Raw genomic sequence first — 25,180 nt, 5'->3', positions numbered from 1 at the left:
GGTTCGGGAGAAACCTCACGTGGTTGTGAGCGCGACCGTTGCGCCCAGAACGGTCGCGTAGCCGCAACGGTCGCGCTCACAACCGCTCACAACAAGGTTCAGCAGGTGCAGCGGGACGGGCTCCATGTGTCCCTCGCCAGGGCCAGGGCCTCGTCGCCCAGCGGGTTCACGCCCGGGCCGGCAGCGAGAGCGTGCGCGAAGAGGACGTGCAGGCACTTGACGCGCGTCGGCATACCGCCGGCCGAGATGCCGGCGATCTCGTCGACGTGCGCGATGGCCTCGCGCTGCCCGAGGTAGTGCTCGTGCGCCTTCCGGTACTCGGCGGCGAGTTCGTCGTCCGACTCGAGCCGCGCCGTCATCTCCTTCATCACACCGTTCGCCTCGAGCGTCGAGGCGGCGGCCACCGCGCCGGGGTGCGTCAGGTAGAAGACCGTCGGGAACGGGGTCCCGTCGGGCAGCCGGGGCGCGGTGCGCGCCACGGTCGGCCGGCCGCACACGCAACGTGCCGCGATCCCCACGACGCCGCGCGGCTCGCGGCCGAGCTGCTCGGCCAGGACGCGCAGATCGTCGTCGGACACGGTTTCAGTCGCGGTGTTCACCCACCCATTGTGGCCCAGTCCGCGGACTGGGCCACGCAGACCTACTCCTCGCCGCCCGCGATCCGCACGGAGTCCCAGACGCTCGTGTACCAGGGGGTGTCCGCGTCCTCGGCCGCGCCTGGCGAGGGCTCGACGGCACCGGCCGCCGGCTCCTCCTCCTGCACCGCATCGGTGTCGAGCGGGCGCCATACCTTGTCGCCCGGCATGACGAACCGGAACCGGGACCGTGCCTGCTCGATCACGTACGACCGGTCGTCCCAGCGCGCCAGCTCCGTCTCGAGCTCAGCCTTCTGGTCCTGCTGCTGGCTCAGCTCCGAGCGCAGCTCACGCAGCTCGGCCTGTTGCGTCACGACAGCCCGCACGGTCGGTAGCAGCAGCACCACCGCGAGGAGCACCACCACGGACAGGACCATCGCCCGGACCGTCAGCACCTCAGGCAGCACGAGCCCGAAGCTGCCTCGTTTCCGGTCGGCACGTGCCGGCCGCGTCGGCGGTGCGACGCTGCCCGTGGCCGCAGTTCGGCGGCGCGGCTGGGTGGGCCGCTTCGCTCCCCCGCCCGACGTCGGCCGCGCACCCCGCGGAGCCGCCGTACCCGCGCGCGCTGCCGGGCGCGCTGCCGGGCGTGCTGTCGGGCGCGCTGCTGAAGAACGTGCGGGCGTGCTCCGGGGCGCAGCGGTACGGCGGTTCGCCGACGACGGTGCGGCTGGCTTGCGCGCGGCCGACCCGCCCTTCGACGGCGCGTCCTTCGATGTGGCCCTCGGGGAGGCAGGCTTCGCGGACGTGCCCTTCGCCGACGTGCCCTTCGTCGACGACCTGGACTGCTTCTTCGGCGCGGCCTTGCCCTTGGCCACCGGCGCTGTCCCCTTGGCCTTCTTCGCGCCCGAAGCCTTGGCACCCGACCCCGCGCCCGGGGCCGACGACGGGCGCGCGCCCGAGCCGCGGGCCGAACCCGAGGGCCGCGCCGGGCGACGTGAGGAAGGCATGGGTCGATTGTGCCGATTCGCCGGGCCGTTGTACGGGCATTACCTCCGGCGCGCCGTGTGTCGAAACGCGAAAGTCCGCCCCAGCCCAGCGATTCCGCCCACAACCGTGCATGGTTATGGACCGAATCCCTGGGTTGGCGCGGACCTCTCGGTACGGGCCCCGAATCAGCCCTGGAAGCGCGGGAACGCCGACCGGCCGGCGTAGGTGCCTGCCTCGTCGAGCGCCTCTTCGATGCGCAGCAGCTGGTTGTACTTGGCGATGCGCTCGCCACGGGCGGGAGCGCCGGTCTTGATCTGGCCGGCGTTGGTCGCCACGGACAGGTCCGCGATGGTGGTGTCCTCGGTCTCGCCGGAGCGGTGCGAGGTCATCGTGGTGAAGCCGTTGCGCTGGGCCAGCGTCACGGCGTCCAGCGTCTCGGTGAGCGTGCCGATCTGGTTGAGCTTCACGAGCAGCGAGTTCGCCGACTTCTCGGCGATGCCGCGGGCGAGACGCTCGGGGTTGGTGACGAACAGGTCGTCGCCCACGATCTGCACCTTGTCGCCGACCTTGCCCATGAGCGCGGCCCAGGAGTCCCACTCGTCCTCGGACAGCGGGTCCTCGATCGAGACCAGCGGGTAGTCGGCCACGAGCTGCTCGTAGTACGCGATCATCTCGTCCGGCGTCTTCTTGCCGCCCTCGAACGCGTACACGCCGTCGGAGAAGAACTCCGTGGCGGCGACGTCGAGCGCGAGCGCCACATCCTTGCCCGGCGTGAGGCCCGCCCGCTCGATCGCGACGAGGATCAGGTCGAGCGCCTCGCGGTTGCTGCCGAGGTTCGGCGCGAAGCCACCCTCGTCGCCCAGGCCGGTGGCCAGGCCCTTCTCCTTCAGGACGGACTTGAGGGCGTGGTACACCTCGGTGCCGGTGCGTACCGCCTCGCGGAACGTCGGGGCGCCGATCGGCGCGACCATGAACTCCTGGACGTCCACGTTCGAGTCCGCGTGGGACCCGCCGTTGAGGATGTTCATCATCGGCACGGGCAGCACGTGCGCGTTCGGGCCGCCCACGTAGCGGAACAGGTCCAGGCCGGCGCTCTTGGCGGCGGCCTTCGCGACGGCGAGCGAGACGCCCAGGATCGCGTTGGCGCCCAGCTTGCCCTTGTTCGGGGTGCCGTCCAGGTCAAGCAGTGCCTGGTCGACGATGCGCTGCTCTTCGGCGTCGTACCCGACGAGCTCAGGGGCGATCACGTCGTTGACGGCCGCTACCGCCTTCTCGACGCCCTTGCCCAGGTAACGGCTCTTGTCGCCGTCACGCAGCTCGACGGCCTCGAACGCGCCGGTCGATGCGCCGGACGGGACCGCCGCACGGGCGAAGGTGTCGTCGTCCAGGACGATCTCTACCTCCACGGTGGGGTTGCCGCGAGAGTCGAGGATCTCGCGTGCTCCAACGGCTTCGATGCTAGCCACGGAATCTCCTTCTAAGGATGTCGCTCGGAGGTTACGGCCCTCAGCCTAGAACGTCCGCCGAGCGGGCGAGCAACCGTCCACCGTCCGCTCGCCGCAGGACGGGCGTTACGTGCGGTCACGCCGGACGCCCGCAGTTCACAGGGTCACCACAGGTCGACGACAGGCCCACCACAGCGTCGGTGCCTAGCGTTCCGGTCGTCCGGCGCGGACCGCCGCACGGAGTCCCCCGCTTCGCCCGCTCGATCGTTTCCCCAGGGCACAGCGCCATGACCCGCGAGGCGGTCCGCGCGGACACCAACGTCTCGCACGTCCCCTCCGGACCCCAGGCAGGAGCCCATGTTCTTCACCTATCTGCGCAGAGAGCTGCGCAACCGACGGAAGCAGACCATCGTGGTAGCGATCGGTCTCTCGGTCGCCATCGCGTTGGTCATCGTCGTCAGCTCGGTCTCGACCGGCGTCAAGAACGCTCAGTCCGAGGTGCTCGAGTCCGTCTACGGCGTCGGCACCGACATCACGGTCACCCAGCCCGCCGGCGGGCCGGGCGAGGGCGCGGCTCCGGCTCGCCGCTTCGACTTCGGCGAGGAGGACGGCGAGGCGAGCGAGGACGGCACGCGCAGCCTCGCGCAGGACCGCCTCAGCACCGCCATGGGGTCCACCTCGTTCGACGCCGCCGCCCTGGAGACCGTCTCCGGCCTGGACCACGTGTCGGGCGTCGCCGCGACGCTCGACCTGCAGAACATGTCCTTCTCCGGCGAGATGCCGGACATGGAGGCCCTCCAGGAGGGCGACGGTCCCGCCACGTTGCAGATGGGGCCGGACGGCGCCGGCGAGGGCTCGGCAGGCGGCTCGTCCTTCGAGATCGAGCAGTTCACGGTCACGGGCGTGGACCCGGACGCCGCCGCCGTCGGCCCGCTGACCACCGCAGAGGTGGCCGACGGCCGGACGCTGGCGGCGGACGACGAGAACGTCGCCGTGCTGGACGCCACGTACGCGGAGCAGCAGGGCCTCGCCGTCGGGGACACGATCACGGCCGGCGGCAAGGACCTCGAGATCGTCGGCACCGTCGCGTCCTCGACGGGCGACGGCGTCGCGACGGCGTCCGACGCCTACCTCCCGCTGGCCACCGCCCAGACGCTCGCGGACCTCGCCGACCAGGTCACCGACGTCTACGTGCAGGTCGACTCCGCCGAGAACGTCGACGCCGTAGCTGCCGCCGTCGAGGACGAGCTGCCCGACGCTTCGGTCAGCACCCAGTCCGACCTCGCCGAGGGCGTCACCGGATCGCTCTCGACGGCGTCCAACCTGATCGGCACGCTCGGCACCTGGCTGAGCGCCATCGTGCTCGCCGCGGCCTTCGGTCTCGCGATCCTGTTCACCGTGTCGGGCGTGAACCGCCGCACGCGGGAGCTCGGCACCCTCAAGGCGATCGGCTGGAGCAAGGGCCGCGTGGTGGGCCAGGTGGCCGGCGAGTCGGTGGTGCAGGGCCTCATCGGCGGTGCGGCGGGCCTCGCGCTGGGTGCGCTGGCGGTGTGGGCGGTGAACCTGTCGGGGATCACGCTGAGCGGTGCGTCCGGCGGCTTCACCATGGGCGGCGGCACCGGGCCGATGTCGGCGGGCGCGGTCCAGGGTGGCGACACCGCGCCAGAGGGCGCCGGCGGGAGCGCCTTCGGTGAGCGCGCCGACACCCTGGCCGGCGCTGCGGGCAACGCCGTGGACGTCGTCCTCCAGGCGCCGGTGAGCCTGTGGATAGTCCTCGCTGCCGTCGGGCTGGCGGTGCTCGGCGGGCTGCTCGCCGGGGTCGTCGGCGGACAGCGCGCGGCCAGGCTGCGCCCCGCCGAAGCCCTCCGTTCCCTCGCGTGAGCCCAAAGCGGAACCGCCGGCTCACGCGAAACAAGTAGGGCATAGCCACCCACCCCAGCGTTCAGAGAGGCAGTCCATGTACCAGATCGACGACCTGACCAAGACCTACCGCCAGGGCAAGCGCGTGGTGCGCGCGCTGAGGGGTGTTTCCCTGACCATCGGCGACGGCGAGCTCGTCGCCGTCCAGGGCCCGACGGGCGGCGGCAAGTCCACCCTGCTGCAGATGCTGGGCGGGCTGGACCGGCCGACGTCGGGCACCGTCAAGCTCGACGGCACGGACCTCGCCGGCATGAGCGACGCCCAGCTGACCGCCGCCCGGGCCGAGACCATCGGCTTCGTGTTCCAGAACTTCAACCTCATCCCGACGCTCACCGCGCTGGAGAACGTCGAGACCGCGCTCGTGCCGGCGAGGCTCGCACGGCAGAGCCGGACGGCGCGGGCGCTGGCCGCGCTGGACTCGGTGGGCCTCGGCGACCGGGGCGACCACCTGCCGGGTGAGCTGTCGGGCGGGCAGCAGCAACGGGTGGCCATCGCGCGGGCCCTCGTGAAGAACCCGAAGGTGCTGCTGGCCGACGAGCCCACCGGCAACCTCGACGAGGAGACCCGCGACGAGATCGTGGACCTCATCGAGGGCCTGTGGAAGGAGCAGGGCCTGACGATCGTGCTGGTCACGCACGACTCGGTGGTCGCACGACGGACGCCGCGCCGGCTGCGCATCGCGAAGGGAGCGATGAAGGAGCTCTCGGCCGCCTGAACGTCGGCAGTGCCCTGAGGTCGGCAGTTTTTGCCTCGAGGTCGGCTCATCGATGGGCCGACCTCGAGGCAAACTGCCGACCGCACAGGGAAGTACCGACCTGCAGCCCCTCGACGGCGCCGCTCCCGCTGGCTACTCTGCCCTTACGTCCGCCGCAGCACCGTCGCTCCGGCGTTCGCCCCACCTGAAGACACGCGCAAGGGAGCGCAGCATGCCTCTTCGAAATCGTTTCACAGCAAGAAATCGTTTAACGCGAGCCGCCACCGGCACGAGCGTGGCGACGCTCGTGCTTGCCGGAGCACTCGTCGCCACACCCGCTACCGCCACGACGGGCACAGCCACAGCCGCCGACGCCGTCGTCACCTCCGTCGACTTCGAGGACGGCACCACCGGGACCTGGACGGCCAGCGGCGACGCGGGGCTCGAGGTCGTGCCCGACCCCGCCGACGACAGCGCCGGCAACGTCCTCGCCATCACCCGAGCCGCCGACTACGAGGGCATCCAGTCCCCCACCGGGATCTTCCAGCCCGGCCTGACCTACACCTTCAGCCTGCGCGCCCGTCTCGCGGAGCCCGCCGACCCTGGCGGGTCCGCGCCCACCAGCGCCGACCTCCGGTTCGTCATGAAGCCGTCCTACGCCTGGGTCGGCAACACGACCATCGGCACCGGCTGGACCACCGTCACCGGCACCTGGACGGCCGACGGCGACGCCGACCCCGCCGAGCTGCAGACCTACCTCGGCAGCACCGACCAGGACGCGCCCTACACGATCCTCGTGGACGACATCATGGTGACCACCTCCGACGCCGCCCCGCCGGAGGACGTCGTCCCCGGCGGCGCGATCAACCCGACCCCCACGCCGGCCTACCTCGCCCAGGGCAGCGGCGACGTCTCCGCCCTCACCTTCGACGACGGACCCAACCCCGGCACCACGCCCGCCCTGCTCGACTTCCTCGCCGAGCACGACATCACCGCGGTGTTCTGCGTGATCGGCCAGAACATCCAGGCCGACGGCGGCGCCGAGATCCTGCGCCGGATCGTCGCCGACGGCCACGTGCTGTGCAACCACTCGACGGGGTACGCCGACATGGGGTCCTGGTCCGAGGAGCAGGTGCGCGCGGACCTGGTCGCCAACCTGGGAATCATCCGCGACGCACTGGGCAACCCGAACCAGCAGGTCCCCTTCTGGCGGGCCCCGAACGGCTCGTGGGGCGTGACCCCCGGTGTCGCCGTGGAGCTGGGCATGCAGCCGCTCGCCGTGCGGAACACGATCGCCGACTGGGAGACGCAGGACGTCGACACCCTCACCGCCAACCTGCGCACCGCGATGGCCCCGGGCGAGCTCGTGCTGGCCCACGACGGCGGTGGTGACCGGTCCGGCACGCTCGCAGCGGTGCGGACGGTGGTCACGGAGCGGCTGGCCGCCGGCTGGGAGTTCACGCTCCCGCAGGGCACGCCCCCGGCGTCGGGCAGCGTGCTCAGCACGGACTTCGAGGACGGCACGCTCGACGGCTGGGCGCCGCGCAACGGCGACGACGCCTCGGACTTCAGCCTCGCGGTCACCGACGCCGACGCCCACGAGTCGACCTGGTCGGCGGCGCTGACCGGGCGCGAGCACACCGGCGACGGTATCGGCCGCGACGTCACCGGAAGCCTGCGGGCCGGTGCGGCCTACGACGTCTCGGCGTGGGTCCGCTACCCCGAGGGGCAGACGCCCGGCGACATCTGGCTGAGCCTGGCGAGCACCGACGCGGACGGCGCTCAGGCCTTCGCCACCCTCGACCAGTTCGACGGCATCACCAGCACCGGCTGGACCGAGGTGACCACCACCTTCACCATGCCGGCCCACGAGAGCGCCCTGCTGTACTTCGAGACCGCCTACGACGGCGGCATCACGAGCGACTGGCTCATCGACGACATCGTGGTGTCCGTCCCGGAGCCGCCGCTGATCGAGGACCTGACCGGCATCAAGGAGACCGTCGAGTTCCCCGTGGGCGTCGCGATCGACAGCCGGGAGACGTCGGGCGCTGCCGCGGACCTCTTGAACCGCCACTTCGGCCAGCTCACGCCCGAGAACCACATGAAGCCAGAGGCCTGGTACGACGCCGACGGCGCGTTCCGCCGTCATCCCGAGGCGACGGCGCTCATGGACTTCGCGCAGGCGAACGACCAGCGGGTCTACGGCCACGTGCTGGTGTGGCACAGCCAGACCCCCGACTGGTTCTTCCAGGACGACGCCGGCGAGCCGCTGCCCGCTGACGAGACGGGCAAGGCGGTCCTCCGCGAGCGCCTGCGCACCCACGTGTTCGACATCGCGGAGAACCTGAGTGCCGACTACGGGCCGTTCGGTTCGGACACCAACCCGCTGGTCGCGTTCGACGTGGTGAACGAGGTCGTGTCGGACGGCGGTGAGGACGCGGACGGTCTGCGCCGCAGCGAGTGGTTCCGGATCCTGGGCGAGGAGTTCATCGACCTGGCGTTCCAGTACGCGGACGAGGCGTTCAACGAGACGTACGCCGCGGCGCCGTCGGGCGGCTCGACGGGCACTGTCGCGGAGCGTCCGGTGACCCTGTTCATCAACGACTACAACACGGAGCAGGGGGGCAAGCAGGACCGGTACCGCGCCCTGGTGGAGCGGCTGCTGGAGCGCGGGGTGCCGGTGGACGGCGTGGGGCACCAGTTCCACGTGTCCCTCGCCATGCCGGTGAGTGCGCTGGAGGCAGCCATCGAACGGTTCGCGGACCTGCCGGTCACGCAGGCGGTCACGGAGCTGGACGTCACGACGGGCACGCCGGTGACCCAGGCCCGGCTGATCGACCAGGGCTACTACTTCAAGGACGCGTTCGACGTGTTCCGCGCGCAGGCGGAGAACCTGTTCTGCGTGACGGCGTGGGGCCTGACCGACGGCCGGTCGTGGCGGGTCGACAGCGGTGCGCCGCTGATCTTCGACGACCGGTACCAGGCCAAGCCCGCGTACTACGGGGCGGTCGGCGCGGAGCTGCCGGCTCGCCTGCGCACCGCGAACGTGTTCGCCGGCGACGTGCCGCTGGACGGCATGGCGACGGCATCGCCGGAGTGGGACAGGCTGCCGCGGCAGGCGTTCGACGCGCCGGGCGGCGGCGAGGCCGCCTTCCAGCTGCGCTGGGCGCCCGACCACCTGACGGCGTTCGTCTCGGTGGACGACGCCGACCCGGCGCCGGCCGACGCGGTCACGCTGGTGCTCGGCGACGCAGAGGCGGGGTCCGACGCCGAGTACGTGGTCGGCCGGGACGGTTCGGTGACCGGCGGGGCGGAGGGCGCTGACGCCGTGGCGACCGAGCGGGAGGGCGGCTACGACGTCGTCGTGCACCTGCCTGCGACCCTCGAAGAGGGCGCTACCGCCGCCTTCGACGCCCGGGTGACCAGCGGGGACACGACCACTTCGTGGAACACGCCCGGCGCGCTCGGCACGCTGACGCTGGTCGAGGAGCTGTCGTACCTGGAGGTGCCGCAGGCCGCGGAGGCGCCCGTGGTCGACGGCGACGTCGAGGAGCTGTGGGCCTCGGCCGGCGTGGTGACCACCACCAAGGAGGTCGAGGGCTCGGGCGGGGCCGTCGCCACCGTCAGCACCCTGTGGCACGAGGGGTCGCTGTTCGTCCTGGCCGACGTCGCCGACCCCGTCGTCGACGTCTCGGGATCCGACCCGTGGGTCCAGGACTCCGTGGAGATCTATGTGGACGGGGGCAACGCGAAGAACGGCGGGTACCGGGCGGACGACACACAGATCCGCATCTCGGCGCAGAACGCCGTGTCGTTCGGCACGGGCGACGAGGCGGCGCAGCAGGCTCGGGTGGCGAGCGCTACCACGCTGACCGAGGGCGGGTACCGCGTCGAGGCGTCCGTCGACCTGCTGTCCTACGGCGGGCTCGGCACGTTCCACGGCCTGGACTTCCAGGTCAACGACGCGGCCGACGGTGCGCGGACCGCCATCCGGAACTGGGCGGACCCGACCGGGGCCGGCTACCAGTCCACCGCCCGCTGGGGCGTGGGGCAGCTCGTGGGGCTGCCGGTCCCGGCCTGGTCGGCGAGCGCCGTGTACACGGCGGGCGACCAGGTCTCCCATGAGGGAGCGGTCTTCACCGCGCTGTGGTGGACGCGGGACCAGCGTCCTGGTGCCACGCCGTGGGGAGCGTGGGCCGAGGTCGGCACCCCGACGGCCTGCGCGGACGGCACGTATCCCGCGTGGACCCGCTCGTGGGAGTACCGCGGCGACGAGACGGTGGTCCACGACGGTCACCGCTGGGTCGCCAAGTGGTACAGCCGCAACCAGGAACCGGCCTCCGCGCCGTGGGGGCCCTGGCAGGATCTCGGCGCCTGCTGAGGACGCCGGCGGCCGCGTGGCGCGCCGGTGATCCGGTGCGCCAGGCTGCCGAGCTGGACCGGAGTTGTTTCCGTCTCACAGCGCTGAGGCGGAACAACTCCGGGCCAGGCAGGTCTCGGGCTGCGTTCCTCCCGCGTGGCGACCGGGAAGGCGACCTGGAAAGGTCCTGACGAATCGTTACAGACGGTTTACACAAGTTTCCACGCAACAGGCCCGCTCTGGCGATAAGGTCCAGACCTCCCCGTCCCCCGGATCGGGGAGCCGACATGGGGAGGCAAGCAGTGAGGCAAGCACGAGTAGGACAAAGGAGCCCGCTCGCCGCGGTCGCTGCGTGCACCGCCGTGGCTCTGACGGTCGCCGGGTGCACCCCGAACGACACCGAGTCCCAGAGCGACGGCCCGGTCACGCTGGAGACCTGGATCAGCCAGGACATGGAGACGCTGTTTCCGGGCGATGCCGGGTCCTACGACCCGATCAGCGTCCTGGACGTCGTCTATGACGGCCTGGTCCGGTACGACCCGGAGACCACCGAGCCGTACAACTACGTGGCCGAGTCCATCGAGCCGAACGACGACAACACGGTCTGGACCATCAAGATCAAGCCGGACCTCACGTTCCAGAACGGTGAGCCCGTCGATGCCGACGCGTTCGCCCGTGGCTGGAACTACACGGCCGACGGTGACAACGGCCTGTACTCCGGGTACTTCTTCAGCGTCATCGAGGGGTACGACGAGATGCAGCCCGAGACGGACGACAACGGCGAGATCGTCAAGGAGGGTGCGACGGACGAGCTGTCCGGGCTGCAGGTCATCGACGACCTGACGCTCGAGGCCACGCTCAGCTCCCCGTTCGCGGGCTTCGCGACGATGCTCGGCTACACCGGCTTCTACCCGATCGCCCAGGAGTGCCTTGACGACGTCGAGGCGTGCGCCAAGGCGCCCATCGGCAACGGTCCCTTCCAGGTCACCGACTGGCAGCAGGGTCAGGAGCTCACCGCCGAGAAGTGGGCCGACTACCCGCTGGAAGAGACCCCTGAGTACGACTCGATCCACTGGACCGAGTACTCGGCGGGCGAGACCGCGAGCTGGGCCGACTTCAAGTCCGGCGACATCGACATCTCGTTCCCGCCGACCGCCGAGGTCGAGGCAGCGAAGAACGACCCGGAGCTCGCCGAGCGGTACGTCGAGCGCCCCGGTTCCGCCCTGACCTACATCGGTTTCTCCGGGTACACGGACGGCCCGTGGAACGACAAGGAGTTCCGCAAGGCGATCTCGATGGCGATCGACCGCGAGGGCATCGTCGCCTCGCTCGGCTCCGGCCAGGCGATCCCGGCCGACTCCTGGGTGGTCCCCGACGGCGTGCCGGGCGGCGAGGCAGGCACCTGCGAGTGGTGCACCTTCGACCCGGAGGCCGCCAAGGCGGCGCTCGAGGAGGCAGGCGGCTGGCCGAAGGGCGAGAAGCTGCAGATCAGCCTGGGCGACGACGAGGCTGAGGTGGAGCGCTTCACCGCGATCGGCAACTCGATCGAGGAGGTGCTGGGCATTCCCTACGAGCTCAACGTCGACCCGGACTACTTCAGCACCCGGGCCGCACAGGGCTATGACGGCATGTTCCGGAACAACTGGTTCCCCGACTACCCGCTGAACGAGAACTACCTCAGCTTCTACGCGTCCGGCTCGGCGAAGGACAGCCAGTTCGGCTGGTACAGCAAGGAGTTCGAGGACAAGCTCGACGAGGCAGACGCCGCGCCGACGCTCGACGACGCGGTGGCGCTCTACCAGGAGGCGGAGGGCATCCTCGCCGACGAGTTCCCGACCATCCCGTTCACGTGGAGCTTCAGCGCGACGTACTACAGCGAACGGCTCGACAACGTGATCCTCAACCCGTTCTCGGGTGCGCCGATCCTGCGCAAGATCGAGGTCACCCGGTAAGTCCCTTCGTTGTGAGCGTGACCGTTGCGACTACGTGTCCTTTCCAGGCGCAACGGTCACGCCCACAACAAAGATCAGCTCGAAGGTAGGCCATGGGTCGCTACATCCTCAGGCGTGTGCTGCAGGCGGTCGGCACGCTGCTCCTCGTGATGCTGCTGCTGCATCTGCTCACGACCGTCGCCATCCAGCTCAACGGCAACCCGGCGCAGGCGTTCTTCGGGGACAAGGTCCCGACGCCGGCGCAGGTCGCCGCCGTCGAGCAGCGCTTCAACCTCGACGACCCCTGCTTCGACCAGGTCGGCAACCCGTGCCTCGGCCCGTTCGTCGAGCGTCTCGGCCAGTACGCGCAGGGCGACTTCGGCACGAACCTGCGCGGTCGCGAGGTCTCGGACATCGTCGCGACGGCGGCGCCGAACACGATCCGCCTCTTCTGCGTCGTCCTGGTGACCTGGCTCGCCCTCGGCATGGTGCTCGGCTCCGTCGCCGCGCGCTGGCGCGGCTCGCCGAGCGACCACGGCATCAGGCTGACGTCGGTGCTCATCGACGCGTTCCCGGTCTTCGTGCTGCTGATCGTCTACCGGTATGTCGTCGCCGTGCCGCTGAACGGGTGGGCCGAGCGGACGTTCGGCGAGAACAGCTGGCCGCCGTACTGGTTCAAGCCGTCGTTCGACCCCGAGCACCCGTGGGCCACCGTCCTCGTGCCCGGCATCCTCCTCGGCCTGGCCGGGTCGGCGGCGTTCATCCGCCTGGTCCGCGCAGGCCAGCTCGAGTCCTACCAGGGCGACCACGTGCGCACGGCCCGGTCGAAGGGGCTGGGCGAACGCCATGTCGTCGTGCACCACGTGGTGCGCAACTCGTCCGTACCCGTGGTGACGGCGGTCGGCCTGACCTTCACCGAAGCCCTCGGTGGGGCCGTGATCACCGAGGGCCTGATGAACATCTACGGGATGGGCGGCGTCCTGTGGGGTGCCGTGCGGGACGACGACGTCGGGCTCGTGCTCGGCATCGTGACCCTGCTGGCCGCCGTGACCGTCGTCGTGATGATCGTCGTCGACATCGCCTACGCCCTGCTCGACCCGAGGATCCGCTATGAATGACGCAGCCACCCCCACGCCGACGGGCCGGCCTGCCGGTACGCCGTCGCACCCGCTGGGCGACGCCTGGCGCACGCTGCGCCGACGGCCCGACACGATCATCGCGACCGTCGTCCTGCTGGTCTTCGCGGTGATGGCCGCGTTCCCCCGGCTGTTCACCACCACGAGCCCTCGAACGTGCCCGATCCGGGAGGCCCGCACCGACCCGCAGGGCTGGGGCGGCGAGCATCCGCTGGGGACCGACTCCCTCGGGTGCGACGTGCTGGCCACGATGGTGCACGGCGTCCGGCCGTCGCTGCTGCTGGCGCTCGTCGTGGTCGGCGTCTCGCTGGCCATCGGCGTCACCCTCGGCCTGCTCGCCGGGTACTACCTCGGCTGGGTGGACTACCTGGTCTCGCGGACGGTCGAGGTCTTCCTCGTGATCCCGCTGCTGCTGGCCGCGCTGCTGGTGCTCTCACTGTTCAAGGGGATCGACCTGGGTGCTGGGACCTTCGACGTGATCCTGCTCCCGGCCGTCGTGCTGATCCTGTTCGGCTGGATGCCGTACGCCCGCTACGTCCGGGCCAGCACCCTTGAGGCCAAGAACCTCGACTACGTCACCGCGGCACGCTCCCTGGGCGCCTCCGACCTGCGCATCATGGTCCGGCACGTGCTGCCGAACGCGATCGGGACGGTCACGGCGCTGCTGCCGACGTCGGTGGCCGGCGTGATCAGCGCGGAGGCGGTGCTGTCCTTCCTGGGCATCGGGGTGCGCCCGCCCGCGACGAGCTGGGGCATCCAGATCGAGCAGGGCTCGCAGTGGGTGCTCGGGGGCGCACCGCACATCCTGCTCGCCCCCCTGATCTGTCTGGTCGCGACCGTGCTGGCGCTGGTGGTGCTCGGCGACGCCCTGCGCGACGCCCTCGACCCGAGGCTCACGGCATGAGCGCCGTCACGAGGCCGGTACCGAACGGCGCGTCGGGCTCCGCCCCCGGCTCGGCACCGAGCAGCGCGCTCCTCGAGGTCACCGACCTCACCGTCGAGTTCCGGACGCCCGGCGGCCCGGTCCGCGCCGTCGACCGGCTGTCCTACCGCGTCGAGGCCGGCCGCACGCTCGCCATCGTGGGCGAGTCCGGCTCGGGGAAGTCTGTCTCGTCGCTGGCCGTGCTGGGCCTGCTCCCGGACACGGCGCGCGTCACGCACGGGAGCGTCCGCCTGGCCGGCACCGACCTGCTCGGCCTGAGCCGCAAGGAGCACCGCGCCCGCTGCGGCGACCAGGTGGCCATGGTGTTCCAGGATGCCCTGGCCGCGCTGAACCCCGTGCACACCGTGGGCTACCAGCTCACCGAGGCGCTCCGGGGGCGGCGGGGGATGTCGCGTGCCGACGCCCGCAAGCGGGCCGTCGAGCTGCTCGACCTCGTCAAGGTGCCGAACGCGAGAGCCCGCGTCAAGGAGTACCCCCACCAGTTCTCGGGCGGCATGCGCCAGCGCGTCATGATCGCTTCGGCCCTGGCGATGGACCCGGACGTGCTCATCGCGGACGAGCCCACCACCGCCCTCGACGTCACCGTGCAGGCACAGGTCCTGCGGCTCCTCGCCGAGATCCAGGCGGAGCGGCAGATGGGCCTCGTGCTGATCACGCACGACCTGGGTGTCGTGGCCGGCGTCGCCGACGACGTTACGGTCATGTACGCGGGGACCGCCGTCGAGCAGGCGCCCGTCGCACCCGTCTACACGACGCCGGCGCACCCGTACACGCGCGCGCTGCTGCGGTCGATCCCGTCCGCCTCGGGTGCCGGGCGCCTGTCCGTGATTCCCGGACGCCCGCCGAGCCCTGGTGCGATGCCGGCCGGCTGCCCGTTCCACCCGCGCTGCGATGCGGTCCGCGACGTGTGCCGCACGGACGTGCCGCCGGCGGCCGTCCCGGCCGAGGACCGGATGTCGGCGTGCCACTTCGCGGCGGACATCATGGCGGGCCGGGAGCCTGCGCCCGACGACAAGGACACCGGAGGCCACGATGACTGAACCCGGGCCCGTGCTCGAGGTGCGCGACCTCGTCAAGCACTACCCCGTGCGCAACGGTCTGCTCCGCCGTTCGGTCGACGCGGTGAAGGCCGTCGACGGCGTCTCGCTCCGCCTGGACCGGGGCCGCACGCTCGGCCTGGTGGGCGAGTCCGGTTCAGGCAAGTCGACGCTCGCGCGCGTGCTGGTCGGTATCGAGAAGCCGACCAGCGGCCAGGTGCTCGTGGACGGGGAGGACGTGCTCCACCTGTCCATGGCCGGTCGCAAGCAGCTGCGCCGCGACGTGCAGATGGTGTTCCAGGACCCGTACACGTCACTGAACCCGCGGATGTCGGTCAACGAGATCGTGGGAGAGCCGTTCGCGATCCACGGCATCGACCCGGCCGGCGGGCGGCGGGCCGCTGTGGACGAGCTGCTGGAGCTCGTCGGCCTCGACCCCGACCACGCGAACCGGTACCCGCACCAGTTCTCGGGCGGACAGCGCCAGCGTGTCGGGATCGCCCGCGCGCTCGCTCTGCGGCCCAAGATCCTGGTGTGCGACGAGCCGGTCTCCGCGCTGGACGTCTCGGTGCAGGGCCAGGTCATCAACCTCCTGGAGGACCTCCAGGCCGAGCTCGGGCTGTCGTACCTGTTCGTGGCGCACGACCTGGGCGTGGTGCGGCACATCGCCCACGAGGTCGCCGTGATGTACCTCGGGCGCATCGTCGAGCAGGGGCCCGATGCCGACGTGTACGACGCGGCCCAGCACCCGTACACGCAGGCGCTGCTGTCGGCGGTGCCAGTGCCCGACCCGTCGGTCCGGCTGGTCGCGAAGGGCGCCCCCGTGATCGCTTCCGACAGGGCCGGGGTCCCGACCGGCTCGACCGGCGACGTCGGCCCGACCAACGGCGCGAGCCCGACCGGAGCGGGCCCGTCCCGTGCCGTCGGCGCGATAGTCCTGGAGGGCGACCCGCCGTCTCCGGTGGACCCGCCGTCGGGCTGCCCGTTCCACACGCGCTGCTGGCTCGCCCCGACGCTGTCGGAGGCGCCCCCGGAGCCGAGCGCGGGCGGCCCGTCGACGGGCGGCCCCGGCACCGGCCTTCGCCTGGTCCCCACCGTGTGCGAGACGGAGGTACCCGCGCTGGTCGCACGCCGCGCCGGGGGCGCCCCCGGCGCTCCCGGCAGCACCCCGGCCGACGCCGCTGCCCACGTGGTGGCCTGCCACTTCGCGCGAGAGCTGGTGGCCCATAGGGTCGAATCATGACGCGTGTCCTGGTTGTCCTGAACTCGCCCACCAGCCTGATGGGCCGGCTCGAACAGTGGCTTCCCGAGGCCGGGCTCGAGCCTGTCCTCACCCCTGGCGCAGAGCTTCCCGAGAGTCTTGACGGGTTCGCGGGCGTGGTCCTGCTGGGCGGCGGCTTCATGCCCGACGACGACGTGCGCCACCCGTTCCTGGCCCGCGAGCGGCGGCTGACCACGGAGGCGCTGGTCGGCGGCGTACCGCTGCTCGGGCTGTGCCTCGGTGGACAGCTGCTGGCGCACGTCACGGGCGGCCGCGTGACGGCCCGGTCGGGCGAGACGGAGCGCGGCATGTGCCCGCTCACGGTGCTCCCCAGCGCGGCCGACGACCCCGTCTTCGGCGACCTGCCGGGCGTCCCGGACGAACCGCTGTGGATGATCGAGAACCATGAGGACTCGGTGACCACCCTGCCGCCGTCGGCCACGCTGCTGGTCTCGAGCGGGGACTGCCCCATCCAGGCGTTCCGCGTGGGCGACCGGGCGTGGGGCCTGCAGTTCCATCCCGAGACGCGGCCGGAGCGCGTCGCGACGTGGGACGAGGCCGCGCTCTCGGAGCAGGGCGTCGACCGGGCGGCGCTGGCCGCCGCGGCGATGGTTCACGCGGCCGAGAACGAGGCGCAGTCGCGGGCGCTGGTCCGTGCCTGGGCCGACGTCGTGCACGAGACCGCGAAATAGCAGCTCAGGACCCACGTAAGGAGCCGGACATGGTGTCGACAGGAACGCACAGCGACGGGGTCCCGGTAGTGGCCTACCGGATCGCCAGAGCGTCGGGCGAGGTGCTGGCCGCGCGTCAGGACCACCTGGACTTCTACGCGGCCTCGACCGTGAAGCTCGCGGTGCTCGTCGCCGCGGCGCGCGAGCTCGACGCCGGGACGGCGAGCCTCGACGAGGTCCGCACGGCCACGCGCACCTTCACGTCGCAGGTGCCCGGCGCGGGCGAGTACACCATCGAGCCCGACGACGTCGACGAGGAGCTCCCGCCCGACGGCACCCCGATGCCGCTGGGCGACGTCATCGAACGCATGATCACCGTCTCGTCGAACGAGGCGACCAACATGGTCGCCGACCGCGTGGGCCTGCCCGCCGTGAACAAGGTCCTGGCCGACGCCGGTGCGACCGGCTCGGTCTTCGGCCGCAAGTACTCCGACCTGGCCGCGGAACAGGCTGGCGCCTCGCACCGGACGACGGCGGCCGACCTGTGCCTGCTCATGTCGGCCCTGGTCGCCGAGAAGCTCGCGGGCCCGGAACGGACCGGCTGGATGTGCGAGCTGCTCGGGCGCCAGACCGACCGCCAGCTGACCGCCGCAGTGCCGCACGGCGTCCCGTTCGGCTCCAAGTCCGGCTGGGTGGACGGCATCAGGCACGACGTCGCGTTCGTGGGCGAGCCGGGCCCGGACACCCTGGTGATCTCCGTGTGCACGCGCGGCTACGACGAGCAGGCCGCCGAGGAAACCCTCCGTTCCCTGGGCACTCTGGCCCTCTCCCTGGCCTGAGCGGATCTGGCCGGCCGGGCCGCTGACGCCCATCTCCTTCGAGGCCTAAGTTTCTTCGCTTTGAGCGGCTTCAAAGCGAAGGAACTTAGGCCTCGAAGGGGGGCCCGTCAGCCCAACAAGTTCCGGATCAGGCTGAGGCCTGCAGCCAGCTCTGCGAAGCTCGTGCTGAGCGGGGAGAGGCCTACACGGAGGCCCTGCGGCGGGCGGAAGTCCGGGATCACGCCGCGCGCCCAGGCCTCGGCGACGACCCGCTTGAAGTCCGGGTGGTCGAGCATGATGTGGCTCCCCCGCCGCTCCGGGTCACGCGGCGAGGCAACCCGTACGCCGGTCAGGTACTCGTCGGCGATCTCCATCGCGAACCCGGTGAGCGCCAGCGACTTCGCGCGCACCGCCGGCATCCCGGCTTCCTCGACGAGCGCGAGCATGTCACGCATCGGCAGCATCCCGATCACCGGCGGCGTGCCGCTGATGAGCTGCCGGATCCCGGTGGCGGGCTCGTACTCGGGTCCCATCGCGAACGGGTCGGCGGCACCCATCCAGCCCTGGACCGGCTGGCGCACCTCGTCCTGCAGGCCGGCCGCCAGGTACGCGAAGGCGGGCGAGCCCGGCCCGCCGTTCAGGTACTTGTAGGTGCAGCCGACGGCGAGGTCCACGCCGTCGGCGTCGAGGTCCAGCGGGACCGCGCCGACCGAGTGGCAGAGGTCCCACAGGACGAGCGCACCGGCGTCGTGCGCGATCCGCGTGATCGCGGGAAGGTCGGCGACGTAGCCGGACTTGTACGCGACGTGGCTGAGCAGCACCAGCGCGGTATCCGGCCCGACGGCGGCCGCCACGTCCTCCGGCGTCACGCCCGCCTCGGCGTCTGGCGTGATCCAGCGGAGCTCCAGGCCGCGCTCGGCCGCGATGCCCTGCAGCACGAACCGGTCGGTGGGGAAGTTCTCCGTGTCGGCGACGATCACGCGACGCCCCGGCCGCGCGTCGACGGCGGCGCGGGCCAGCTTGTAGAGCAGCACCGTCGTCGAGTCGGCGACGACGGTCTGGCCTGGCGCAGCGCCCAGGGCGACCCGGCCGAGCGTGTCACCGAGCTCGGTCGGCGCGTCCATCCAGCCCTCGTCCCAGGACCGGATCAGGCGCGCGGCCCACGGGCCGTCCACGAAGGACGCGAGCCGCTCGCGGGTCGCGGTCAGCGGCCGGCCGAGCGAGTTGCCGTCGAGGTAGGCGACCAGGCCTTCGCTCGGGGCGAAGAGGTCGCAGTACCTGGCCAACGGATCGGCCGCGTCGAGCGCGGCGGCCCGCTCGCGCAGCTTCACAGGGAGGTCAGCGGGCAGGTTCGCGGACAGGTCGGCGTGTGATGCGGGGTGGGTCACAGGTGCTCCAGGTCGCTCGGCTTCGGCCCGAGCGTACGTCCTGAACCGCTCCGCCTGAACGGTCCGCACCGCCGGACCCTTGACGCCCGAGCACCGGCGTCAGTAACGTCCATGCCACTCCTGCGCAAGAAGTCGACAGTGCAGTGCGGGTTTATCGACAAGACAGCGGCAAGTACCGAAGATCCATCCTGGTGACGACCCCGTCAAAGAGGACGGGAGATCGGGGACGACGATGTTCCGCTCCGCAACGCCACGCCACGTACCGGGCCATGGGCACAGACCGGGACCAGCTCCCGCCCTTCTGTCCGTGCTCACCACCACCGCCCTCACGGCGGTGATCCTCGTACCCACGCCGGCCGCCTCCGCGTCCGGCGCCTCCGCAGGCGCCCTCTCCGCAGGCGCCCTTTCCGCAGGCGCCCCCGCGACGGCCAGCAGCAACAACGCGCCCTACCTCGCTGACAACCTGACCGACGGCGACCAGGCGACCTACTGGGAGTCGACCAACGGCAGCCTCCCGCAGTGGGCGCAGGTCGACCTCGGCACCGGTGCGACCGTCGAGGAGGTGGTGCTCCAGCTCCCTGCCACGTGGGAGGCCCGCACGCAGACACTGTCGGTCCAGGCAGGCGCCGACGGCTCCACCTTCACGACCCTGACAGCGAGCGCCGAGCGCCGGTTCGACCCGGCGTCGGACAACACGGTGACGATCGACGTCCCGGACACCGAGGCGCGCTACCTCCGGGTTGCCGTGACCGCCAACAGCGGCTGGCCCGCTGGCCAGCTGTCGGAGCTCGAGGTGCGCGGCACACGGGCTGCTCCGGACCCGGACGAGCCGGTGGAGGGGACCGACCTCGCGGAAGGCCGCACCCTCGAGGCGTCGTCGACCCAGTGGACCTATGTCGCCGCGAACGCCAACGACGGGGACACCTCGACGTACTGGGAGGGCGCGAGCGGGCAGTACCCGAGCACGCTCGGCGTGGCGCTGGAGTCGGCGGCCGAGCTGAGCGGCGTCGTCGTGAAGCTGCCGCCGGCCACCGCCTGGGGACCGCGTACGCAGACCTTCGAGGTGCAGGGCCGCACGGGGGCAGGGGACGCGTGGGCAACGCTCGCGCCGTCGGCCGGTCATGCCTTCTCCCCTGCGACGGGCAACTCGGTGACGGTTCCCGTCACCGGCACCGCGCGGGAGGTGCGGCTCCGGTTCACCGGGAACACGGGGTCGGGCAACGGGCAGGTGGCTGAGCTGCAGGTGTTCGGCATCCCCGGGGCGAACCCGAACCTGACGGTCACCGGTGTCACCGCCGACCCGGCGTCCCCCACGGAGTCGGACGACGTCACGCTGTCCGCCGTCGTGAAGAACATCGGGACCGAGGCCTCGGCCGCGACCGACGTCTCGTTCACGGTCGACGGCGACGAGGCGGCCACCGGCGAGGTGCGTGCGCTCGAGGCGGGCGCCGAGGCCACGGTCACTGCGGACATCGGCGCGCGGGCGGCCGGCTCGTACGAGATCGGGGCTGCCGTCGACCCGTCGGACTCCGTCGCCGAGCAGTCCGAGAGCGACAACGCCTACGCGCACCCGGACCCGCTGGTGGTGACCGAGATCGCGAGCTCCGACCTGGTGCCGACGGTGTCCTGGAGCCCGACCACGCCGGCGGCCGGCGAGACGGTGACGTTCTCGGCCCGGATCGCGAACCGGGGCACGCTCGCCACGGGCTCCGGCCCGCACGATCTCACGCTCACGGTGCGGGACGACGCCGGCTCGGTGGTCCGCACGCTGACGGGCTCGGTCTCCGGCACGATCGCCGCGGGCAGCACCAGCCAGAGCCTGGATCTGGGCACCTGGCCGGCCGCCGACGGCGCGTACGACGTCACGGTGACGGCGGCCCCCGACTCGACGGAGGTCGCGGCCGAGCGGGCGAACAACGAGGTGACGCAGTCCCTGTTCATCGGCCGCGGCGCGGACATGCCGTTCGACACCTACGAGGCGGAGGACGGCGTCACGGGCGGCGGGGCGGTCGACGTCGGGCCCAACCGCGTGGTCGGTGACCTCGCGGGCGAGGCGTCCGGACGCCGGGCGGTCACGCTCGACCAGACCGGTGCCTACGTCGAGTGGACCACGCGCGCGTCGGCCAACTCGCTGGTGGTGCGGTTCTCCATGCCCGACGCCGCAGGTGGCGGCGGCACGAATGCGACGCTCGCGGTCTACGTGGACGGTGAGTTCCTCAAGAACATCGATCTGACCTCCCGCTACGCGTGGCTGTACGGCAACGAGGCGAGCCCGGGGAACCAGCCTGGCCAGGGCGCCCCGCGGCACATCTACGACGAGGCGAACGCCCTGCTCGGCACCACCGTCGAGGCGGGTTCGACGATCAGGCTGCAGAAGACGGCGAGCAACACCAGCCGGTACACCGTCGACTTCGTCGACCTGGAGCAGGCGACGTCGCAGGCCAACCCCGACCCGGCCCGGTACGTCGAGCCCGACGGGTTCTCGCACCAGGACGTGCAGGACGCGCTCGACCGGTTCCGGATGGACTCGACGGGCAGCCTGGCCGGGGTGTATCTCCCCGCCGGTGACTACCAGACCGCCAGCAAGTTCCAGGTGTACGGCAAGGCGGTCGACATCGTGGGCGCAGGGCCGTGGTTCACGCGGTTCCATGCCCCTGCCACGCAGGAGAACACCGACATCGGGTTCCGGGCGGAGGGGACGGCGAACGGCTCGACGTTCCGCGACTTCGCCTACTTCGGCAACTACACGTCGCGGATCGACGGGCCGGGCAAGGTCTTCGACTTCGCGAACATCTCGGACATGACCATCGACAACATCTGGGTCGAGCACATGATCTGCATGTTCTGGGCGGCCAACATGGACGACTCGGAGATCAAGGACTCCCGGATCCGCAACACGTTCGCCGACGCGCTGAACATGACCAACGGCAGCGCGAACAACCACGTCCACAACAACCAGGCGCGCGGTACGGGGGACGACTCGTTCGCGCTGTTCGCCGCCACCGACGCGGGTGGCAGCGGCCAGCGGGGCAACGTGTTCGAGAACCTGACGTCCACGAACACCTGGCGGGCCGCCGGCCTCGCCGTGTACGGCGGGCAGGACAACACGTTCCGCAACATCTACATCGCGGACACGCTCGTCTACTCCGGCGTGACCATCAGCTCGCTGGACTTCGGGTACCCGATGGAGGGGTTCGGCCCCGCGCCGACGGCCTTCGAGGGCATCTCCGTGGTGCGCTCCGGCGGGCACTTCTGGGGCGACCAGGTGTTCCCGGCGGTGTGGCTGTTCTCGGCGTCCGAGCCGTTCACCGCGATCCGCGTCAACGACCTGGACATCGTGGACCCGACGTACTCCGGGATCATGTTCCAGACCCAGTACCTGGGCGGGCAGCCGGTGAACCCGATCGAGGACACCGTGTTCACCGACGTGTCGATCTCCGGTGCGCAGCGCAGCGGCGACCAGTACGACGACCGGTCCGGGTACGGGCTCTGGGCCAACCCGATGCCGGAGGCAGGACAGGGGCCGGCGGTCGGTTCGGTGACGTTCAACGGCCTGACCTTCGAGAACAACTACCGCGACATCGAGAACCCGACGTCGACGTTCACGATCAACCGCGACTGAGGTAGCCGCCGCGCAGGTCGGCGGGCAGGGCCTGACCCGCCTCGGTTCCAGGCGTAACGTGATGTAGGTCACATGATCGACGGCGATCGAGGGGGAAACCGCTGATCCAGCCGGCACCGCACGGCGCCGGTCACTACTCAGGAGGGCTCACCATGCCCAGGTTCATGGACGTTCACGAAGGAATGCACGGCATCACCGACGAGGCCCTGCGCGCCGCGCACCAGGCAGACCTCGACATCCAGGACGACGAGGGGGTCGACTTCCAGAGGGCGTGGGGCGACCCCGAGTCGGGGATGGTCTGGTGCGTCTCGGAGGCGCCCGATGCCGAGGCCGTCAAGCGCATCCACGAGCGCGCGGGTCACCCGACGACCACGGTCTACCCCGTCCCGGTGGAGGTGTAGTCCGGCCGGCTCCCTGTCAGGGTCACCGACCTTGGCAGGGAGCCGGTCAAGGCCACCGACCGCCGGTGCCGACGGCACGGGCTAGCGGCGGCGCGCGGCGCGCAACCAGGCGATCAGCTCGGCGGCCGTCCGCGGCGCCCGCAGCGGCGCGGTGAGCGCAGGGCGGTCCGGCGATCCCAGGACGGCCCGCCGCAGGGACTCTCCCGTCAGACCGACCTCACCGAGCAGCTCGATCTCACGCTCGTTCACGCCGACCGGCGTCGGGCCGTTGCCCATGTCCGTCCCGTAGACGAGCGTGCCGCCCGCGACGGCGAACCGCCGTGCGTTGTCGATCGCCCGGTCGAGGCCGGCGCGCCCGCCGGGCCCGTCGTGGATCGCGAGGGTCGAGATCCAGGTCATGCGCGCCGCCCGGCCGATCAGCTCGGGCGTCAGCGTCTCGGTCCAGGGCACGTGCACCAGCGTGTCCGCACCGGCATCGACGGCGCGCTCGGCCTGGCCGGCGCCCTCGGCGTGCACGACGACGGGCAGCCCCGCCGCGTGCGCCTCCGAGACCAGCGCGCTCAGGACGTCGTCGGGCAGCAGTGCCATGTCCGCTTGCAGGGCGACCTTGACCGCGAAGCCGCGCCCGGCGACGACGTCGGCCACCGCCGCCGCGGCCTCGTGCGGCGAGGCGACGTGCCGCACCGCGGCGCCGGGCGCCCACGAGCGCCCGCTCGGATACCCGCCGGGCGCGGTGTGGAACGGCCCCACATACCGCACCCGGACGCCCGGCGGCGGGGCGGCCGCCCAGGCGGCTGCCTCGCGCGGGTCCCAGCCCAGGTCGTGCACCTCGGTGACCGGACCGTCGGCGAGGAGCGCCCGGTCGACCAGGCCTAGATGCACGTGACGGTCGACGACGCCGGGGAGCGCCACCTCCGGCACGTCGTCAGGCACCGAGCGGGCCGTCGATCTCGGTGCGCACCGAGATGAGTTCGGGGAAGAACGTCAGGTCCAGGGCGCGCTTCAGGAAGCCGACGCCGCTGGAGCCGCCGGTGCCCCTCTTGAAGCCGATGGTGCGCTGCACCGTGCGCAGGTGGCGGAACCGCCAGAGCTGGAACGCGTCCTCGATGTCGACCAGGTCCTCGCACGCCGCGTACAAGTCCCAGTGGCCGTGCGGGTCCTCGTAGATCGTCTTGAAGACGGGGATCAGCTTGACGTGCTCGACCCAGGCCTGCGTGACGTCGCGGTCCAGGACCTCAGCAGGAACCTCGTGGCCGCGGCGGGCCAGCAGGCGCAGGAACGCGTCGTAGACGGTGGGTTCGCCGAGCAGCTGCTCCAGCTGCGCGTGCACCTCCGGCTTGTCCCGGAAGACCTTGAGCATCCCGGCGTTCTTGTTGCCCAGCAGCAACTCCACGGCGCGGTACTGGTGGGACTGGAAGCCAGAGGACTGCCCCAGCGAGCCCCGGAACTCCGCGTACTCGCTCGGGGTGAGGGTGGCCAGCACCGACCACTGCTCCGTGATGGTGCGCTGGATGTGCTTCACCCGGGCCAGGCCCTTGAGCGCGCGCGACAGGTCGTCGCTGTCGAGGTATCCCCGCACGGCGCGCAGCTCGTGCACCACGAGCTTGAGCCACAGCTCCGTGGTCTGGTGCTGGATGATGAACAGCAGCTCGTCGTGGTGCGGAGGGTCGCTCACCGGATGCTGCGCCGAGAGGAGCTCGTCGAGCCCGAGGTAGGAGCCGTAGTCCATCTCGTCGCGAAAGTCCGTGCGGATGGAGGCCTCGATGGGCCTGGTGTTACCAGTCACCCGTCGAGCCTAACCCCGCGAGATTTCGTGTCGGTCTGCTCCTACAAGGTCGATCTCAGGATCGTTCGTCCGTGTCCAGTAGCCCCCGATCACCTTCGTCCCGGGAGCGAAACCGTCATCCAGAGCGCGCCACAGGGCATCGCGTATCACCGGCTCGATGGCGAGTCCCCGCCAGGTCTGGAGAAGACTCTCTTTACTGAGAGTC

At 71.3% G+C, this 25,180-nt stretch carries 18 protein-coding genes; 12 read left to right on the top strand and 6 right to left on the bottom strand.

Annotated features, from left to right (window positions below):
* Window positions 1–98 precede the first annotated feature (98 nt).
* The 3 genes from APR04_RS16475 to eno all read right to left on the bottom strand — a co-directional run bounded on the left by APR04_RS16475 (window position 99) and on the right by eno (window position 3,028).
* Window positions 99–599, bottom strand: coding sequence for a DUF501 domain-containing protein (locus APR04_RS16475; RefSeq protein WP_253872031.1), 501 nt, complete (start codon window positions 597–599; stop codon window positions 99–101).
* A gap of 41 nt (window positions 600–640) precedes the next feature.
* Window positions 641–1,582 carry a septum formation initiator family protein gene (locus APR04_RS16470; protein ID WP_253872030.1) on the bottom strand — a complete coding sequence of 314 codons (942 nt, stop codon included), beginning with the start codon at window positions 1,580–1,582 and terminating at the stop codon, window positions 641–643.
* Window positions 1,583–1,747: 165 nt separating this feature from the next.
* Window positions 1,748–3,028 carry a phosphopyruvate hydratase gene (eno, locus tag APR04_RS16465; RefSeq protein ID WP_253872029.1) on the bottom strand — a complete coding sequence of 427 codons (1,281 nt, stop codon included), beginning with the start codon at window positions 3,026–3,028 and terminating at the stop codon, window positions 1,748–1,750.
* 336 nt (window positions 3,029–3,364) lie between these two features.
* Here eno and APR04_RS16460 point away from each other — a divergent pair, with 336 nt between their 5' ends.
* The 10 genes from APR04_RS16460 (at window position 3,365) to APR04_RS16415 (ending at window position 17,799) form a co-directional block, all read left to right on the top strand.
* On the top strand, window positions 3,365–4,888 hold the full coding sequence (locus tag APR04_RS16460) for an ABC transporter permease (RefSeq protein ID WP_253872027.1): 1,524 nt from the start codon (window positions 3,365–3,367) through the stop codon (window positions 4,886–4,888).
* A gap of 76 nt (window positions 4,889–4,964) precedes the next feature.
* Window positions 4,965–5,642, top strand: coding sequence for an ABC transporter ATP-binding protein (locus APR04_RS16455; RefSeq protein ID WP_253872025.1), 678 nt, complete (start codon window positions 4,965–4,967; stop codon window positions 5,640–5,642).
* 274 nt (window positions 5,643–5,916) lie between these two features.
* Complete coding sequence (locus APR04_RS16450; protein WP_253872023.1) at window positions 5,917–10,002, top strand: endo-1,4-beta-xylanase; 4,086 nt, start codon at window positions 5,917–5,919, stop codon at window positions 10,000–10,002.
* A gap of 341 nt (window positions 10,003–10,343) precedes the next feature.
* A complete protein-coding gene (locus tag APR04_RS16445; protein ID WP_253872021.1) occupies window positions 10,344–11,933 on the top strand; it encodes a peptide ABC transporter substrate-binding protein in 1,590 nt (529 codons plus the stop codon).
* A 92-nt stretch (window positions 11,934–12,025) separates the two neighbouring features.
* Window positions 12,026–13,030, top strand: a complete 1,005-nt coding sequence (locus APR04_RS16440; protein ID WP_253872019.1) for an ABC transporter permease — start codon at window positions 12,026–12,028, stop codon at window positions 13,028–13,030.
* Window positions 13,023–13,952, top strand: a complete 930-nt coding sequence (locus APR04_RS16435) for an ABC transporter permease (RefSeq protein WP_253872017.1) — start codon at window positions 13,023–13,025, stop codon at window positions 13,950–13,952. Before APR04_RS16440 ends, APR04_RS16435 begins: the two co-directional genes overlap by 8 nt.
* Window positions 13,949–15,031: an ABC transporter ATP-binding protein gene (locus APR04_RS16430; protein WP_253872015.1), complete on the top strand. Its 1,083-nt coding sequence runs from the start codon at window positions 13,949–13,951 to the stop codon at window positions 15,029–15,031. Before APR04_RS16435 ends, APR04_RS16430 begins: the two co-directional genes overlap by 4 nt.
* Entirely contained in the window at window positions 15,024–16,271 is a 1,248-nt protein-coding gene (locus APR04_RS16425; protein WP_253872013.1) for an ABC transporter ATP-binding protein, read from the top strand. Before APR04_RS16430 ends, APR04_RS16425 begins: the two co-directional genes overlap by 8 nt.
* On the top strand, window positions 16,268–16,981 hold the full coding sequence (locus tag APR04_RS16420) for a type 1 glutamine amidotransferase (RefSeq protein ID WP_253872011.1): 714 nt from the start codon (window positions 16,268–16,270) through the stop codon (window positions 16,979–16,981). Before APR04_RS16425 ends, APR04_RS16420 begins: the two co-directional genes overlap by 4 nt.
* Window positions 16,982–17,010: 29 nt before the next feature.
* Complete coding sequence (locus tag APR04_RS16415) at window positions 17,011–17,799, top strand: serine hydrolase (RefSeq protein WP_253872009.1); 789 nt, start codon at window positions 17,011–17,013, stop codon at window positions 17,797–17,799.
* Window positions 17,800–17,906: 107 nt separating this feature from the next.
* Here APR04_RS16415 and APR04_RS16410 read toward each other — a convergent pair whose 3' ends face one another.
* Window positions 17,907–19,166: a kynureninase gene (locus APR04_RS16410; protein WP_372496124.1), complete on the bottom strand. Its 1,260-nt coding sequence runs from the start codon at window positions 19,164–19,166 to the stop codon at window positions 17,907–17,909.
* Between the two features lie 307 nt (window positions 19,167–19,473).
* Here APR04_RS16410 and APR04_RS16405 point away from each other — a divergent pair, with 307 nt between their 5' ends.
* A complete protein-coding gene (locus APR04_RS16405; protein WP_253872007.1) occupies window positions 19,474–22,788 on the top strand; it encodes a discoidin domain-containing protein in 3,315 nt (1,104 codons plus the stop codon).
* 152 nt (window positions 22,789–22,940) lie between these two features.
* Window positions 22,941–23,189 (top strand): SCO4226 family nickel-binding protein, encoded by a 249-nt coding sequence (locus APR04_RS16400; protein WP_253872005.1) that lies wholly within the window; start codon window positions 22,941–22,943, stop codon window positions 23,187–23,189.
* An 81-nt stretch (window positions 23,190–23,270) separates the two neighbouring features.
* On the opposite strand, the gene APR04_RS16395 is transcribed toward APR04_RS16400, so the two are convergent.
* Window positions 23,271–24,122: an amidohydrolase family protein gene (locus APR04_RS16395; RefSeq protein ID WP_253872003.1), complete on the bottom strand. Its 852-nt coding sequence runs from the start codon at window positions 24,120–24,122 to the stop codon at window positions 23,271–23,273.
* A complete protein-coding gene (locus APR04_RS16390) occupies window positions 24,115–24,918 on the bottom strand; it encodes a tryptophan 2,3-dioxygenase (protein ID WP_253872214.1) in 804 nt (267 codons plus the stop codon). The genes APR04_RS16395 and APR04_RS16390 overlap by 8 nt, the downstream gene beginning before the upstream one ends.
* Between the last annotated feature and the right edge of the window lie 262 nt (window positions 24,919–25,180).

Origin of the sequence: Promicromonospora umidemergens, assembly GCF_024171995.1 — a bacterium.
GTDB lineage: Bacteria > Actinomycetota > Actinomycetes > Actinomycetales > Cellulomonadaceae > Promicromonospora > Promicromonospora umidemergens.
Note: the sequence above shows the minus strand (reverse complement) of the source record. Positions and strands in the feature narration are given on the sequence as shown.